Source organism: Emticicia sp. CRIBPO, from assembly GCF_009905725.1.
In the GTDB taxonomy this organism is placed as follows: Bacteria; Bacteroidota; Bacteroidia; order Cytophagales; family Spirosomataceae; genus Leadbetterella.
In genome coordinates, this window is sequence record NZ_JAAAKV010000001.1 from 168,181 (window position 1) to 184,419 (window position 16,239).

The 16,239-nt window shown below is 42.0% G+C and carries 16 protein-coding genes; 6 read left to right on the forward strand and 10 right to left on the reverse strand.

Annotated elements, in window-relative coordinates; translation table 11 throughout:
- Positions 1-45: 45 nt before the first annotated feature.
- Complete coding sequence (locus GVN16_RS00735; RefSeq protein WP_166561919.1) at positions 46-966, forward strand: OmpA family protein; 921 nt, start codon at positions 46-48, stop codon at positions 964-966.
- A gap of 68 nt (positions 967-1,034) precedes the next feature.
- Here GVN16_RS00735 and GVN16_RS00740 read toward each other — a convergent pair whose 3' ends face one another.
- The 3 genes from GVN16_RS00740 to GVN16_RS00750 form a co-directional block, all read right to left on the reverse strand.
- Complete coding sequence (locus GVN16_RS00740; protein WP_166561920.1) at positions 1,035-1,922, reverse strand: DUF1080 domain-containing protein; 888 nt, start codon at positions 1,920-1,922, stop codon at positions 1,035-1,037.
- Positions 1,923-1,927: 5 nt separating this feature from the next.
- Complete coding sequence (locus GVN16_RS00745) at positions 1,928-3,565, reverse strand: hypothetical protein (RefSeq protein WP_166561921.1); 1,638 nt, start codon at positions 3,563-3,565, stop codon at positions 1,928-1,930.
- A gap of 92 nt (positions 3,566-3,657) precedes the next feature.
- The gene (locus GVN16_RS00750) at positions 3,658-4,578 is read right to left on the reverse strand and encodes a hypothetical protein (RefSeq protein ID WP_166561922.1); all 921 of its coding nucleotides are present in this window, start codon (positions 4,576-4,578) and stop codon (positions 3,658-3,660) included.
- 305 nt (positions 4,579-4,883) lie between these two features.
- On the opposite strand from GVN16_RS00750, the gene trxA reads away from it, so the two are divergent.
- Positions 4,884-5,207, forward strand: a complete 324-nt coding sequence (trxA, locus tag GVN16_RS00755; protein WP_166561923.1) for a thioredoxin — start codon at positions 4,884-4,886, stop codon at positions 5,205-5,207.
- A 32-nt stretch (positions 5,208-5,239) separates the two neighbouring features.
- Here the strand turns inward: trxA and GVN16_RS00760 are convergent, their stop codons facing one another.
- The 6 genes from GVN16_RS00760 to GVN16_RS00785 are packed head-to-tail and all read right to left on the reverse strand — an operon-like array spanning position 5,240 to position 11,445.
- Positions 5,240-6,436 (reverse strand): aspartate aminotransferase family protein, encoded by a 1,197-nt coding sequence (locus tag GVN16_RS00760; protein WP_205748760.1) that lies wholly within the window; start codon positions 6,434-6,436, stop codon positions 5,240-5,242.
- A gap of 1 nt (position 6,437) precedes the next feature.
- Positions 6,438-7,637 carry a hypothetical protein gene (locus GVN16_RS00765; protein WP_205748761.1) on the reverse strand — a complete coding sequence of 400 codons (1,200 nt, stop codon included), beginning with the start codon at positions 7,635-7,637 and terminating at the stop codon, positions 6,438-6,440.
- 12 nt (positions 7,638-7,649) lie between these two features.
- Positions 7,650-8,483, reverse strand: coding sequence for a type 1 glutamine amidotransferase (locus tag GVN16_RS00770; protein WP_166561924.1), 834 nt, complete (start codon positions 8,481-8,483; stop codon positions 7,650-7,652).
- Positions 8,484-8,523: 40 nt separating this feature from the next.
- The gene (locus GVN16_RS00775; protein WP_166561925.1) at positions 8,524-9,624 is read right to left on the reverse strand and encodes a carboxylate-amine ligase; all 1,101 of its coding nucleotides are present in this window, start codon (positions 9,622-9,624) and stop codon (positions 8,524-8,526) included.
- A gap of 7 nt (positions 9,625-9,631) precedes the next feature.
- On the reverse strand, positions 9,632-10,699 hold the full coding sequence (locus tag GVN16_RS00780) for a RimK family alpha-L-glutamate ligase (RefSeq protein WP_166561926.1): 1,068 nt from the start codon (positions 10,697-10,699) through the stop codon (positions 9,632-9,634).
- Positions 10,700-10,734: 35 nt separating this feature from the next.
- Positions 10,735-11,445, reverse strand: coding sequence for an alpha/beta hydrolase-fold protein (locus GVN16_RS00785; protein ID WP_166561927.1), 711 nt, complete (start codon positions 11,443-11,445; stop codon positions 10,735-10,737).
- Between the two features lie 105 nt (positions 11,446-11,550).
- On the opposite strand from GVN16_RS00785, the gene GVN16_RS00790 reads away from it, so the two are divergent.
- Positions 11,551-12,357: an esterase family protein gene (locus tag GVN16_RS00790; protein ID WP_166561928.1), complete on the forward strand. Its 807-nt coding sequence runs from the start codon at positions 11,551-11,553 to the stop codon at positions 12,355-12,357.
- Positions 12,358-12,371: 14 nt separating this feature from the next.
- Positions 12,372-13,097 carry a murein L,D-transpeptidase family protein gene (locus GVN16_RS00795; RefSeq protein ID WP_166561929.1) on the forward strand — a complete coding sequence of 242 codons (726 nt, stop codon included), beginning with the start codon at positions 12,372-12,374 and terminating at the stop codon, positions 13,095-13,097.
- On the opposite strand, the gene GVN16_RS00800 is transcribed toward GVN16_RS00795, so the two are convergent.
- Positions 13,094-14,122, reverse strand: a complete 1,029-nt coding sequence (locus GVN16_RS00800; protein WP_166561930.1) for an acyl-CoA reductase — start codon at positions 14,120-14,122, stop codon at positions 13,094-13,096. The genes GVN16_RS00795 and GVN16_RS00800 overlap by 4 nt on opposite strands.
- Positions 14,123-14,237: 115 nt before the next feature.
- On the opposite strand from GVN16_RS00800, the gene GVN16_RS00805 reads away from it, so the two are divergent.
- The gene (locus GVN16_RS00805; RefSeq protein WP_166561931.1) at positions 14,238-14,585 is read left to right on the forward strand and encodes a 4Fe-4S dicluster domain-containing protein; all 348 of its coding nucleotides are present in this window, start codon (positions 14,238-14,240) and stop codon (positions 14,583-14,585) included.
- Positions 14,586-15,127: 542 nt separating this feature from the next.
- The gene (locus tag GVN16_RS00810) at positions 15,128-16,237 is read left to right on the forward strand and encodes a porin (protein ID WP_166561932.1); all 1,110 of its coding nucleotides are present in this window, start codon (positions 15,128-15,130) and stop codon (positions 16,235-16,237) included.
- The last annotated feature ends 2 nt before the right edge of the window (positions 16,238-16,239 follow it).

Here is a 16,239-nt window from a genome sequence, read left to right on the forward strand (position 1 = left end):
TTTTTTCACTTTCTAACGCTAGAATATAATTTCAAAAAAACAGTTATGAGATTAACAACCGGTTTATGTTTGTCTGTTCTTGTTGGTTTAAGCATGACATCATGTGTTACCAAAAAGAAATTTGCAAATCTTCAGTCTCAATTGGACAATGCCAACCAGGATTTGGCAAGAAGAGGGGAATTAGTAAATGATTTCAAAAACAAACTTGTTACTTGTGAACAGGAAAAAGAAAATTTACTAAAAACCAATCAGGGTACACTTAAATTACGTGAAGAGCAGATCTCCGATCTTAAAGCTCAGATCTCCGACCTTCAGAAGGTTCGTGACAACCAGGTTGAGCAGGTTGGTAATCTGACGGTTCTTACCCAAACAGCCAGCAACAACATCAATAAAACACTATCCCAACTTGAGAAAAAGGATCAATATATCAACTTACTGCAAGCAGCAAAATCTAAAGCTGATTCTATGAATCTTGCCTTGGCGGTTAACCTTAAAGGTGTACTTAGCGAAGGTCTTGCAGACAACGATGTAGAAGTTAAAGTTGACAAAACTGTCGTTATGGTGAACATCTCTGACAAGATGTTGTTCAGCAGCGGCAGCTCTAAAATCTCTCCGAGAGCAAACGAAGTTTTGGGCAAAATCGCTCAGATCATCAAATCAAGACCGGAACTTGAGATTCTTGTTGAAGGTTACACCGACAACGTATCTATCAATACAGCCTGTATCGAAGATAACTGGGATCTTAGTGTGAAAAGATCTACTTCAGTGGTAAGAACACTTCAGGAGAAGTTCCAGGTTGATCCTAACAGACTTATTGCAGCAGGACGTGGCGAGCACAACACATTGACCAGCAACGACACCAAAGAAGGTCGTGCGATCAACCGTCGTACCCGTATCATCCTAATGCCTAAGCTGGATCAGTTCTATGATCTTCTGAACCCTGATAAAGTTCCTGCAGGAAAATAATCAACGCTGTTCTGAATTAAAAAAGCCGCCTTTTTCCAAAGGCGGCTTTTTATTTTGCTTTCCTGTTGTTATTTGTATGTACACAAAGAATTATCCGCTTTCACAAAATAAGACTTGTAATTCGTTGCTTTCGGGTCCATACAGCCCTTAAGATTCAGCACTTCCACTTTCCTGAAATCTATCGGGTGGCTTTCCGCCTGAAGGGCAATGTAGCCTTCTGTCAGCGGCGTATTCTTTCTGCTCTCCCAATAGTCGCCATTGTCGATGTGAGCATCTTTCCAGCTGTACTGCGGGCTTACAAAGCCACCACCTATCGTGGGTTTTTCAAATTGAAACACTACTTTCTTATCAATGATGTGCTGAATCAGGGAATCTCCCAAAACCAGGGCTTCCACCGTTACCCACTGGTCACCGTCATACGTTTTTGACCACGAATCGATGCAGTGATTGGTATTCAGTTTTCCGTTGATCACAACTTCCGTACCAGGTGTGCAGAGATTGGCCGTATGACGCTCGCCCTTGCCCAAGCCACCCAACAGCTGAAGCTCCAGCGAAACGGGAAAATCCTGCCCTTTTGAATTGCTGGCTGCTGACTGTGAGTGCAGCATAATACCACTGTTTCTCACGTTCCAGGCCGCCCCGCCCTTGGTTTGTTCACCCGTGAAACGGTACTCAAAACGCAGTCTGTAATAAGAATAGGGTTTGTGATAGTACATATGTCCAAACTTGCCGTCAAATTGCTCATACTGATCATAAGCCAGTCTAATCATCCCATCCTCTACCCTGAAGGTATTCTTGTAGTTATCATTCAGATCATGTCCGGCTATCTTAATGTCCCAACCGGTCAGGTCTTTTCCGTTAAACAATTGCTCCCATTCTTCTTTTTTTGTTTTTTGAGCTTTCACGACTGAATTAACACATAAAACACAAATTAACACGGCCAGGGTTTTCTTCATTTTTCTCATTTTTTACAACCTTCTATTAAACTTTTAAACGTAATTAATGCTTTCTTGGCAGTTTCTATGTTGTTGACTACAAACCCCGTCTCACTCACAAATGTGGATTTGCCGTCTTTGGTTTGATTGATAAACTTCTCTTTATTCAATGTCAGGGCACTGATTCCTACATTTTTACCTGAAACGTCGATTTCAGTTTTCTTCGGGTCAAGATCGTACAGGTTCAGCTCCTGGATCGTCTCCACTGACTTTTTCGAATCAGACTGGTTGGAGGTCAGTTTGATCTTGCATTTGTCACCGTCTTTCAGCTCGATTGTCTGCTTCGGATTTTCCGCCACACTCACCTGTGCAGCCAGCCATTTGAAATCACCGGCGGCAGGATCCGCGGTTTTGCATCCTTTCTCTATGGCCGGCAGGGCTTCAGCCAAGTACCTCCCGCTTTCAACATCATTCAGAAGGAACTCAATGCTGTTGTCATAATTCTGAGGCTGCCCGTCTTTAACATACTGAATATACTTTTTGCCGTCTTTTACTTTTGAAGAGATTTTGACCAGGTCTTTCGAAACCGACAATTTAAAATCGTTCAGGTCACCAAAACTGAACTTGTAAACTTCTTCCACAGCCTTTCCTTTCGATTCGGATTTAACGGTGTAGGTAGTCAGACACGAAGGCTCTATCTGGATGCCGTAGGCAGATTCATTGACTTTAAAGTCTTTCAGTTTATCTTTCAGTATTTTAAAACCATCTTCTTTAGTCGCCACTTTAGGCAGGCGGTCCTTGAGTTCTTTGGCTGCCAGGGGAATGATTTTCTGAATGGCCATCAACAACACCGAACCCTGTGTAGGGCTTTCAGCATAAAACTTAAGTTTATCTTCAAATCCCTTGAAAGTACTCCCCTGGTACGTCTGGATAAAATCATTTTTCGACTTTACTCCGATACTGATTTCCTTGCCGTTGATCTTAAGTTCAGGGCTGTTTTCGGTCAGATCTCCCCAACTGAAATCAGACTGGCTTTCGCTGGTCTTTTTACCGTCATTTTCTTCTATGCTCAGAACGGCTTTGTCCTTATACACCGCTGATTTCTTAAGGCTTTGTTTGATGCTCTGCTTGTCAGACGCTACATCTTTGATATTCTGTGACAACCATGCCTGTAAAGCATTCAGGTCATCTTTCGGCAGCTTGATGGTACTTTCCCAGGCAGGTTTGGCTGCTGCAATGGCATCTTTTAAGTTCTTCTCCAGTTCTCTGGCGTCATCCACATTTTCAGCGAGGATCACCACTTCTTTTTCATATCCCTGCGTTTCACCACCTTTGGTGACTTTAATTACCTTCAGGCCCTTTTGTCCGCTGAGTTCCACCTTCATTTCCTTGGTGGAAGCACTCCTTTTAACGTCTCCGATGAGTCCGAGGTTAAACTCAAATACCTCTTCCGTGCTTTTGCCTTTGGAGTCTGTGGTGTTAATCGCAATTTTCAAATCATACGGACTGGCATTGTCATAGCTCAGCGATTGGCTAACTGTTGATTTTTCCAATTTTATTTCCTTTACGAAAGATTTTGCTTTGTCAAGGGAGGGCTTCAATCCTGCCTGGGCAAATGACAAAACAGGACAAAAGATAATGATGAATTTAAAGTACTTATTCATGGTTTCTGAATTATAATTAAAAGATATATGCTTGTTCACAAAAAGGGTTTGCCAAAATGGCAAACCCGATAATATTCAATAATAACAGCCGGCTATTTTCCAGCCTTCAATGTATTTTTAAGTTGCTCCAACTCCTCCCATTTGCCGTCTACGGCCAGCTGGGCTTGCTTCGGCCATGAAGTCGGGTCAAACATCTTAAACCTGCTGCCCGAATTGGATAAGATTTCTTTTAACAGCAGGGGCTCCGATTTAGCCAATGATGCAAATGTGGTTATCTTATAGGCTTTAAGTATTTCTTCAATTTTAGGTCCTATGCCTTCCACGATCTTAAGGTCGTCACTCTTTTTGACCACCGGCTTTTTTGCCACCGCCGGTTTTGCTGCGGGAGCACTTTGGGGAGCTGCTGCTTTGACAACCGGCTCAGCTTTAGCCTTCACCTCAGGGACGGCTACTTCTTCTTTGCTTACTTTTTCAGGCTTTTTGTCCTTATCTTTCTTATGATCTTTGTCTTTTTTTTTGTCCTTTTCCCCTTTCTTATCCTCTCCCTTATGTTTTTTGTCTTTATCCTTCTTCTCTTCCTTCTTATCTTTCTCCTTTTTCCCCTCTCCTTTCTCCTTCTTTTTCCCTTTTTCCTTCTCCTTAAGGTTCTTCTTCAGGTCTTCGAGGCTCCCGTTAGAATAAAATTCATCCACTACTTTTCCGTCTTTCCATTTCCGGCTGATGATTTCATGCCATCTGAGTTTTTCTCCTGAGCGATTGGTAAAAACAAAGGTAAATTTAGAATGTGAGCGGTCTTCTTCCGTAAAGTGATCATGAAGTATAATTTCATCGACTGAAGACATTTCATTGAAAAAACTAGTCAGCCAGTCTCTTTTTTGTTTCTTCGAAGTAGTGTGCTCGCCGTTTTCAGATCTGGTTGTGACGTTATCAGCAAAATAGTAATCAAAAGCCTCAATTATCTGACCCTTACTTACTAATTCATCCAAAGCTTGAAGTTCCTTTTTATTTTTCATTGTCATATTAATTTAGTAAAAATAAATCTACAAATTATTTTCATCAAACGTGAAAAATAAGTTATTATTTATTGATTATCTTATACTTTTAGAATATTCGCAAGCCACAAAAATTTGCACAAAAACAACATAAAACACTGATTATCAATACAAAATAAAACCAACTTTTATTGAACTTTTTATACTTATCCGCTAAATAAAAAAATTATTTTATGAAGTATAATTCAGAGCCATATTAGTGAATTATCTGGGGAACTAAACCCAATCTCTTGTATGTTGATAAGACAAACTTAAAAAATATTATTATGGCAAATAAAGCATTGGAAATCACAGACTCAAATTTTAAGGATTTAATTAATTCTGAAAAACCTGTTTTGGTTGACTTTTGGGCTGAGTGGTGCGGACCTTGTAAATTGATAGGACCAGTTGTTGAAGAAATCGCAGGTGAATATGAAGATAAAGCCGTTATAGGCAAAATGGACGTGGATGCCAATTCTGTAACTCCATCTGAGTTCGGAATCCGTTCAATTCCTACGCTGATGATCTTTAAGAAAGGCCAGTTGGTTGATAAAATCGTTGGAGCAGTGCCTAAGCACATCCTTGTACAAAAATTAGAAGCAGCTATCTGATTCCATAATCCACTCATAAAAGAAGCCCCGGATCAACTATCCAGGGCTTCTTTTATTTTAGAGCATGCCAGGATAATCTCTTCATGGGTAATGTTCAGAGGCGGTGCAATCCGCATGGCGGAGTCACAGTATAAAAACCAGTCTGTGATCACGCCTTTCTCTATGCCTTTGTCAATGGTTTCTTTTAATACTTCAAAGTTTTCCATCTGGGCAGCCAGCATCAGTCCTTTTCCACGGATTTCGCTGATCTTCGGGTGTTTAAGCTGTTCTTTGATCAGTTTTTCTTTCCCGGGAATATCATCAAGGTTAATTTCATTTCTGATTACATTCAATGTGGCCAGCGAAGCCGCACAGCTCACAGGATGCCCGCCGAAAGTAGTGATATGCCCTAGCACAGGGTTTTCTTTAAATACAGACATGATCTCTTTAGGAGCAATAAACGCTCCCAGGGGCATGCCGCCGCCCATACCTTTGGCAGTCAATAAGATATCGGGTAAAATTCCGTAATGCTCAGAAGCCCAGAATTTCCCGGTCCTGCCGAATCCCGTCTGAATTTCATCAAATATCAGTAAAGTACCCGTCGATTTACACTTTTCAGCCAGGGCATGCAGATAATCCGCATCGGTTTCTGCCACCCCGCACTCTGCCCCGATCAGCTCAATGATCACAGCAGCAGTATTTTCATTGATAAACTTTAAGTCTTCAGGCTCATTCCTTCTAATTTTACGGATGTCCGGCAAAAGTGGCCTGAAACCTCTCCTGAACTGCTCCTCACCAAGAGACAAGGCTCCGTGGGTAGACCCATGATAAGCATTCGGAAAGGCAATGATTCCAGACCTCCCGGTATATTTTTTAGCCAGTTTCAGGGCTCCTTCCACGGCCTCAGTACCTGAATTGGTAAAGTAAACATTATCCAGCTTCTTCCCTTTGGAGGATGAAAGGCCCTCTAAAGTAGCTACCAGGGCATTGGCAAGCATGATCTGGGGGCTTTGCAGGTATTCGCCATACACCATCTGGTGCAGATACTTATCTACCTGGTCTTTGATGGCTTTGACGACTTCCGGATGGCGATGGCCCACATTACTGACAGAAATACCGGATATCAGGTCAATATAAGGTTTCCCGTTTTTGTCATATAAAAAAATACCTTCGGCCCTTACGAGTTCAAGAGCCAAAGGTGAGTCCGACGTCTGAGCGACGTTGGCCAGAAATATCTGCTTTAAATCCATGTTAATTAGTTTCAAAAAATGCCGAGCTACCTCCTACCCAGTCAAAATTCTTGTTGAAGTCCACTCCGATCATCTTGCCGCGGCTGAGTCTGGCCAGGTTGGTCATCAGTTTAGGCCGGGCCTGTCCGTCTTCCCAGATATAAAGCATCCTGATCTCTGCTTTGATCAGCTGACCTTCCACATCCCTGATGCAGGGATCATAAGTGATTTTCTGCTGCAGAAGATAGTTTTCAGGATCGGTAATGCTTTCGATGTCTTCTTTTGTCACGTCGATTTTGACCCCGCTACCCGCAAAAGAAAACAGAGGTTTCAGGACAAAATCTTCCAGATTTTCAGGTATTTCTTTCAGATCAGATAAATAATGAGACTGAGGTACATACTTGCTTTTCAGCAAGGGCATGCAAAATTTACTGACCCTGAAAAACCAGTTGGGATGGGTGACCCACTGAACATCAACCTCATCCTGGGGTCTGAATTCAGTTACCAGGTCAGGGTAATTCTTTTCGAGGTCGTCAAAAATAAGACGGTTGTAAATTCTCTTTACAAGAATCTTCCTCCCGTCTTTCTCATAATATAGATGCTTACCCGATTTGGTCAGTTTTGTAATACACACGGCTTCAATGCCCCAGAATTGCCTGGTTAAGGCAAAATCCAGCCTCGTTTTTTGTTTTTCCGGGTATATCTCCAGTAAAATGGTATTTTCCGGATCTTCTCCGCCGGTCAGGAAGTCCTTCATCTGGGTCGAATACTGGTAGGCATTCATCCGGTTAAAGAACTCACTGTAGTTTTTATCGACGTCAAAGAATTTCCTGTACTTTGAAGACAGATAGGACTGATAGGCAAACAACGAAGGAAATCCCTGTAATTCAATCAGTTGTGGCTCGTATTCACTCTCACTGTTCTTTGTTACCGCAAAATCAATCGCCAGAAAATGAGGATGGGCCGACTCACCGGGTACATTGAGGTGTGGTGGAATAGCCCTGTCGGTCTTCGCTTTGAAATCATCTTTCATGATCCTCTCAATGATTTCATTACAGGCCTCCAGCAGTTTGATTTTAAGTGACCTGTCCACAAATACGGGTGTTTCGGCCACCCTGAAATCAAGCATACCCGGAAACTCACGATCAATTTCTGCAAGCATAAGTTGGTATTGCTCAACCGAAAATGAAGCATTGAACCTGTTTCTTGATAAGTTGTTCAAAATATTAAAGATTTAATAGTTAACGCCTTGTTCTACCAATTGGCCTGTTGCTATTCGCAAAAAGTTAGGAATAATAACAGATTCAGTAAACATGATCTTTTCAGGGTCTTCCAGGTACTCGAGCATATCATTGAATTTCTCTTCACCGTACTCATTAATCACGGCCGCCCTTTTCTCTTCGGTCTGAAAATACCGGTACATCCCGTCAGCATCTGCTTCTGGGTGAAACTGCGTTCCGATGATCTCAGGGGTAAACCTGACAGCCATGATGGCCCTTTCGAGCGGCACATGAGGCCTTTCCTTTTCAATACACAAAATACTGGCTCCGAAAGCCTCTATTTTATCAAAATCAGCCTGAATGGCCTGATAATCTCTTGAATCGACAGCCCAGAAGGGTTCTTCGAGGCCTTCAAAAATGGCTTCGTGCTCACCGGTTTCTGTCTTATGCACAGGCATAACACCGAAAGAAGTTGATTTTCGCTTACTGACCTGACTGAACTGGAAATGCTGAATTAAAAGCTGGAAAGAATGACAAATGGCAAACAGGTGTTTCTTCTTTTCATTTTCCTGGTTGTACTGTATCAGCTGATCAATAAATCCGAAATAATTGGCTTCCCAGGTATGTCCTTCCAAAAGCGGGCTTCCCGGCCCGCCGGTAGAAATGAAAACGTCAAAATTATGAATCTCCGGCACAGCCTCTTCCCCCCTGACATCAAAAATCTCATATGAGCCTTCAAAGTCGCTTTTATCGAAAAATTCTTCTAAAAGCATTTTTATACATCGCATCCCCTCATTCGGGACACCTTTGTAAAGATCAAGAATACCTACTTTTAGTTTTGTTGACATTAAAATAACAATTGGTTAAAATGCAAAGGTCGGTAATAATTCAATAAAGTCCGAATTTTGTTTCGGAAACCATATAATCCACCACCGCTTTCAGGTCATTGGTTTCTTCAAAAACCTTCAGTTGCCTGTCTGCTCCGGTTCCGTTTCTGAGAATCTCATACACATACTCCACCTCTTTTCTTGAGCCCAGTTCATCCACCACGTCATCAATAAAGACCAGGAGTTCATCCACCAGCTGGTAGAAAGGCACTTCTTCTTCTTTACCGAAGTCTATCAGGTTGGCTTTTATGCCGTAACGGCCCGCCCGCCATTTGTTTTCGTTGATCAGCACACGTCTGTATGACCTGAAACTCAGGTTCTGAAGCCTCAGTTTATGTATTTTTGCCACTATGGCCTGCATAATAGCTGCCAGGCAGATAGTTTCATCGGCCCTGAGCGGCACGTCACAGATCCTGAATTCGATGGTCGGAAAAAACGGGTGAAGACGGATATCCCACCAGATTTTCTTACCGTTATCAATGCAACCGGTTTTAACCAGCAGGTTGATATAATTGTCATATTCAGAGGCACTGCTGAAGTAATCAGGAATACCGGTCCTCGGGAATTTATCAAAAACCTTCGAGCGATACGAGTTAAACCCGGTATTACGTCCGCACCAGAACGGAGAATTGACCGACAGGGCAAAAATGTGAGGCAGGAAATACCTGACCTCATTCATGATTTTGATGGCCTCATTCCGGTCTTCGATGCCGACGTGCACGTGTAAACCAAAGATAAGGTTACCTCTGGCTACGTCCCTCATTTCGTCAATAAGCTTGTCATACCTGTCGTCAGGGGTGATCAACTGATTTTGCCAGTCGGAAAAAGGGTGCGTTCCGGCTGCGGCGATGTGCAGATTTTGCTTTGAAGCCAGGTCAAGCAACATTCTTCTGAGATAAGTCACCTCTTCGCGGGCCTGTTGAATGTTTTCGCAGATGTTGGTTCCCATCTCAACAACCGCCTGGTGCATTTCCTGCTTGATACGCTCCTGAAGAATGACCTTACCGCCTTCTACAAGCTGCGACATGTGTGATTTCAGTTCCCGGGTTTCAGGATCAATGGTCTGAAATTCTTCTTCGATCCCTAGTGTAAATAGTCCCATAGATTCTTTATTTTTTCTTACTTGCTTTCTTCTTTTCCTCCTTCGGAACTTCCTTTTCGGCTTTCACTGATTTCTCAGGCTTTGATTCTTTGGCTGCTTTTGCCGGTTTCGCGGGCTCAGGACTGATGGCTGCTCCGGCTATAAAAGTACCCCAGGTACAGTTGTTTCTACCATCCACATGGCTCTTGGCTTTCTCAATGGCAAACTTAGCGGCATGTTCCACAATCCATTCAAAGTTTTCCTGTCCGACAGAATGTACATCTGCATCCGGAGCAGGGTTACAGAAATCAATGGCGTAAGGAATACCATCCCTGATCGCAAACTCCACAGTGTTAAAGTCATATCCTAAGGCGTGATTCAGTCTCAGAACGTAGTCATGAATAGTCGCCATCAGTTTCTTATGTGCCTCACCCTGTGTTTTCGGCTGGGTGGCATATCTCAGGTGATGCGGGTTTCTTGGTTCATACGGCATGATATGCACATATTTCCCACCCAGACAATAGCATCTGTAATAATCAGTAAACTGTATCTCTTCCTGAAGCAACATCACCAGCTGGCCGGTTTCTTCATGTTTATACCATAAATCATTCGGATCATCCACCCTGTAAACGCTTTTCCAGCCACCTCCCGAGTGCGGCTTCATATAGGCAGGGAAACCGATCTTATCAAACATATAACCCCAGTCCATCGGAAATTTCAGGTTTCTGAACGACTGGTCTGAAGTGTCTGTTGGTCTTTCCTTTGAAGGCAGCAACACGGTGTTGGGTACCGGAACTCCCAGTTTAATGGCCAGGCAGTTGTTGAAGAATTTCTCATCTGCACTCCACCAGAAAGGGTTATTGATAACTGCCGTGCTGCAAAGGGCGGCATTTTTAAGATACGCCCTGTAAAAAGGAACATCCTGTGAAATACGGTCGATGATCACCGCGTAGTCACTCTGAACACCCTGTTCTACCTTATCAATCAATACAGCCTCGCCTACTATATTTTTGCTGTCACTCAGCTGATTTACCCTGTCAATAAACGCCCATGGAAATGTATTTTCCATTCCGAAAAGAATTCCGATTTTTTTCATGTGATTAATTTAGAAGATTAAAGTTATAATTTAGTTTAGTTTAAGTAGGCAAGCAGGTACTCGGGAAACATATTGTTCCACAAGGGCCAGTCATGCGGAGCCCATTTCTTTTCATCATACCAGTGATTGATCTGTTTTTCTCCCAGTAATCTTGACATCCTGATGTTGTCTTCCCTGCAGATGTCCCAGTCGGAAGTGCCCAGCACAATTCTCATATGGTTGTACTTCCAGGATTCTGCATTGGCCAGAAAATCAACCGGGTTGTTAAAGTAGACATTGTCGTCATAATAACCCTTCATAAAACTCCGGATATCAAATGCCCCGCTCATGGCAATCAGAAAGTCCGTAACGCCGGGATTTCTGAAAGCGAAATTGGCCGCATGATAAGCTCCGAAACTGCAACCGGCAGTCCCTATCCGGTGTACATTAGATTCTTTCTGAATCTGGGGGACCAGTTCCTCGATAAGAAACCGTGAATAAAGATTGTAGTTGTGAATTTTCTGGGCAGGAGAAAGATCTTTGGCATAGAAGGACTGAAAGTCAATGCTGTCAATGTTGTAAGTCTTTACCTTGCCACCGTCAATCCACGGCCTGATAGCTTCTAAAAGACCGGAATCCCTGTTTTGGAATGCATTACCCATAGAGGTCGGAAACATCAGAATCGGATATCCCCAATGACCGGTAACCAACAGGTCTATCGACCGCCCCATCACATGAGAATAAAAATTAATTACATTTTCCTGCATTCTTTATCTAATTTTGTGTTAATGAAAAGTTTTATAATTTTAAATAAAAATATCAGTATTAAAAAAGAAAATAAATTTATTTATTTTCTGGTAATTATTTTTTCAATGAACATTACTCCTACGAAAGCTCAAACCCAAAATATCGAAACTGTATCCCAAACCATACACTCTGAAGGTCTCGGCAGAGATTTGAAATTAGACATTTATGTTCCGAAAAACAGCAGATCATCCAGCAAGCTGAAGACCATCTATATGAATGACGGCCAGGACGGTGGCCAGCTGGAGCTCCCCAAACTCCTGGAAAATTACCCGCATCATGATTTCATCCTGGTAGCAATACACACCAACGAAAACAGGCTCTCAGACTACGGCACCTCGTATATTCCGGATTACAAAAACAGGGGCGACAAAGCCACGCTTTATATGCAGTTTGTAAAAAATGAGCTGACGCCTTTTATCAGAAAAAATTACCCTTCCAGTAACAGGCCGGAAGACAACTATTTCTGCGGCTTTTCTTTAGGTGGCCTGTCGGCCATTGATATTGTCTGGGAGAACCCAGGCATATTTTCAAAAGCAGGGGTTTTCAGCGGGTCGTTCTGGTGGAGAAGCAAAGCTTATGAAGAAGGGTATGACGACGACCAGGACAGGATCATGCACACCAAAATCAGAAATTCTGCCCACAGAGACGGACTAAGCTTCTGGTTTGAATGCGGCACGGATGACGAGAAAGACGACAGAAATAAAAACGGCATTATTGACTCCATTGACGACACGCTGGATCTGATCTCTGAACTGAAAAAGATAGGATATCAGAGCAGGCACATCAAATATGTGGAAGTCAAAGGTGGTCAGCATAATTTTGATACCTGGAAAAAGGTTTTCCCGGAGTTTCTCGACTGGGCACTACAATAAACAAATGATTTAAAATGAAATACCTGGTACTGATCCTCTTCATCTTCTTTGCAGCCTCTTCTATGAATTTTCTCGAAAAACAACTTGAATATCCCAGGGTAAAGGAAGCCAATCAACTAAAAAGAAAAGGCATACAGGACATGCTGAAAGCGATTGCTGTGGATGAAGATCATTTTGATATTTTCATCCGGGCTTTTAAACAGGAAAGAAAACTGGAAGTCTGGGTAAAAAACAAAAGCGAAAGGAAATACAAACCGCTTAAGACCTACGACTTTTGTCAGACCAGCGGGGTATTGGGACCGAAAAGAAAATCAGGAGACCTGCAGATTCCCGAGGGTTTCTATAAAATAGACCTTTATAACCCCGAAAGCAGTTACCATTTATCATTCAGAATTAATTATCCCAACGCCTCGGATCTGATCCTGGGAGATCAGGAAAACCCAGGCAACGAAATCTTCATTCACGGAGACTGCGTCACTGTGGGCTGTATACCTTTGGGAGACGACCACATCAAAGAATTGTATCTGCTGTCGGTACTTTCGAAAAACGGTAACGGCCAGGCGAATGTCCATATTTTCCCGGCCTGGATGAAGGGAGAAAATTACGACAAACTAAACGGTCAGAGTCCGGAGCATCTGAAGACATTCTGGGCTACACTCCTGCCCGGATTTGAATATTTCGAAAAAACCGGCTCCCTTCCTGTGGTTAAAGTAGACAAAAAAGGGAAATATTATCTTTAAGCCAGGTTAAGCAAAAACGCCATAGTGTCCACATTGTCTGCAAACTGACCCAGCTCAGGTGACTGGCTCTTGCCAAAACCAACGGCATTCTCAATTTTTACATTTTCTGAAACGATGGCCTGCAGTTGATCTTTATGCTCCTCCAGGTAGGTATTCAGTTCCGCAGGTGATTCATATTGCTGATAATACAGCACACTGATCGGTGACGACAAACCCTGGTCTTCTCTCAGCAACAGGAAGCCGTTATCGAGGTGCTGAGCCATATTGACGAGGTAGATGGATTTATTGTAATCATAGTTGTTATTATACTTATGATGCATCCTGATCGTGTTCCAGTATTCGATAGACTCGTAAAACTTATCAAATGTATAGCCTTTGGGTACAAACAGTTTTGAAACATTCCGGCAGCCCAGTCCGAAATAACAGAATATGTCATTACCCAGGTTGCCCAGCTGAATCCTGTCTTCATTTCCGTCAAGAACGGCTATCGATGTCCTGTTGCTCCTGATGATGCTCGGTTTGGAACTGAAATAATATTCAAAATATCTTGAAGAGTTATTGCTGCCGGTAGCAATAAAGGCATCCGCAGCATTCAGCCGCTCCACTACCTCTACAAAGGCCGACATGGCCGGATCTATGCTGATGAGCTCTTCAATTACATAATTCATCAGAACCTCATCTGTAGAACTCGGCTTGAAAAGGGCGATGTTTCCGGAAAGGATCACCGTCAGTAAATCATGAAAACCAACCAACGGGATATTTCCAGCCGCTACAATCCCGATTTTTTTCGGAGAATCTGTCTTGAACAGCTCTTCATTATATTGCTCTAAAAAACTATCCAGTTTTTCCTTGTTCAGAAAATTACGGATGATTTCATTCAACGACATCAATATATTATCCTCTGTAAACCAGGCATTTTTATTTTTTGCCCTTCTGATCAGGTTGTCGACCTCTTCCGTTCCGATTTTGGCACTTAACCGCTCTCCTAACTGACAAAATATAACTTTTCTTTCTTCCAATTTCATTTTTTCTATATTTACTCCCCTCATTTACAAATTCGATTCAAAAATACGAAGGTCTTGAAACTTTGTATACTTATATTTGTTGAATAATTGTAAAACCAACTGATTTTATAGACTAATGGCGATTATAATAACTGATGAATGTATTAATTGTGGAGCGTGTGAACCTGAATGTCCAAACACTGCTATCTATGAAGGTGGCATAGAATGGACCTGGGGAGGAGGAACGAAATTGACGGAAGTAGATTTTGGAGATGGTACAATTGTGAGTGGCTCTGATGCCATGGACCCTATCTCAAATGAATTTTATTATATCGTTAGTGACAAGTGTACCGAATGTGAAGGTTTCCATGAGGAACCCCAGTGTGCGGCGGTTTGTCCTGTTGACTGCTGTGTTCCGGATCCGGACAATGTTGAAGATACCGAAACTTTGTTAGCGAAAAAAGCCTGGCTTCACGCTGAATAAAAATATTGAATCTGTATGATTTGGAAAAGCCTGGCTCCTGCCGGGCTTTTTTTTGTCCTCACCACCCCTTCCGGTCTGTTGAATTTTCTGTCGCAGAAAAGAGCTGGACTACCTTTTTCTTCTGCAGCATTGTTTCTCTGATTGCGGATGATTACCCGCCCGGGTATTTTCCCTGCATAATCTCCTGATTTAAGGTCCGAAAACCCTCATTTGACGATTTTTTACTGCCAATTCCCTGCTTTTACTGCAAAATATTATATAGCAAATATTGGTTAAGTCCAAAATCAAAGCCAAATACATTCAAACAATCAACAAAATATAATACTGCATTTTTTTGATTTCACAGAATCATCTGAATATTCAAACATTTTATATTATTTTTATATTTAATTGAATTTTTAACTACATTTTTAATAAATTTTTATTTTTTTTTAATTTTTAGTCATTTTTTTAAGTGATATATTTGGTTTTTTACATTTTGTCATTCACATTTGTATCAAAATGAGTACAATATTTAATCATTACTTAAACCAAAGATTATTATGAAAAAAATGTATTTAACAATTTTAAGTGCCCTTACACTAATTACCGCTAACGCGACGGAAAATCCAACAAAATCTGCTGAAGACCCTAAGCCCCTTACTTTCTCAGGTTATGTTGACACTTATTATCAGGTAAACTTTAACGGAGTCCGTTCTAACCTTGGAGCTTCAGGATTTGAAAGGATTTTCGATCAGAATGCCAATTCAATCCAGGTAGGTCTGGCCCAGTTCAAAACCACTTACTCAACCAGCAAAGTGGACGGAGTAATTGACCTGGTATTTGGTAATGCTGCAGATTTAGGTAACTATGGCAACGTGGCCAGTCCGATCACCGGAAGCACCAGCACCGCCCTTGCTATCAAACAAGCTTACCTTACCTGGAAAGCTACTGACAAATTCTCTATCACTGCCGGTCAATTCGGTACTCACGTGGGTTATGAAGTAATTGATGCTTATGTTAATTACAACTATTCATTGTCAAATCTTTTTGGTAACGGTCCTTTCTACCACACTGGTGTGAAAGCTACTGTAGCTCCAAGTGACAAATTCTCTTTCACTTTTGGTCTTGCCAACGGTCTTGATACCAAACAGGACAACAACAAAGGAAAAGGTATCATCGGTCAGATCTACCTTAAACCAACTGAAAAGTGGAACGTATATCTTAACTACTTCGGTAGCAATGAAGGAACTGACGACGACAAATCATTCTATAACATTATTGATTTAACTACCACAATGGCTGTTACTGAGAAATTCAACCTGGGCTTAAACGCTGCCTATGGTACTCAGGATGGTCTTGGATGGGGTGGTGTGGCCCTTTATGCGAACACTCAGCTATCTGAGAAATTCGGTTTAGGTCTGCGTTACGAACATTTTGATAACAATTCGGCCATCAGAGCTTTGCTTAAAGCAGACGGAACCGGAGCGATTGTTGATTCATTTACTTTAACCGGTAATGTAACCATCTCTGAAAACCTGCTTTTCAAGCCTGAATTCAGATTTGACGGATACAATAAAGGTAAGGCAGGATCGGAGCAGTTTGTTGATAAAGACGGAAAAGGTAAAGATTCTCAAGCAACCCTTGGTGGAGCCCTGATATTCTATTTTTAATA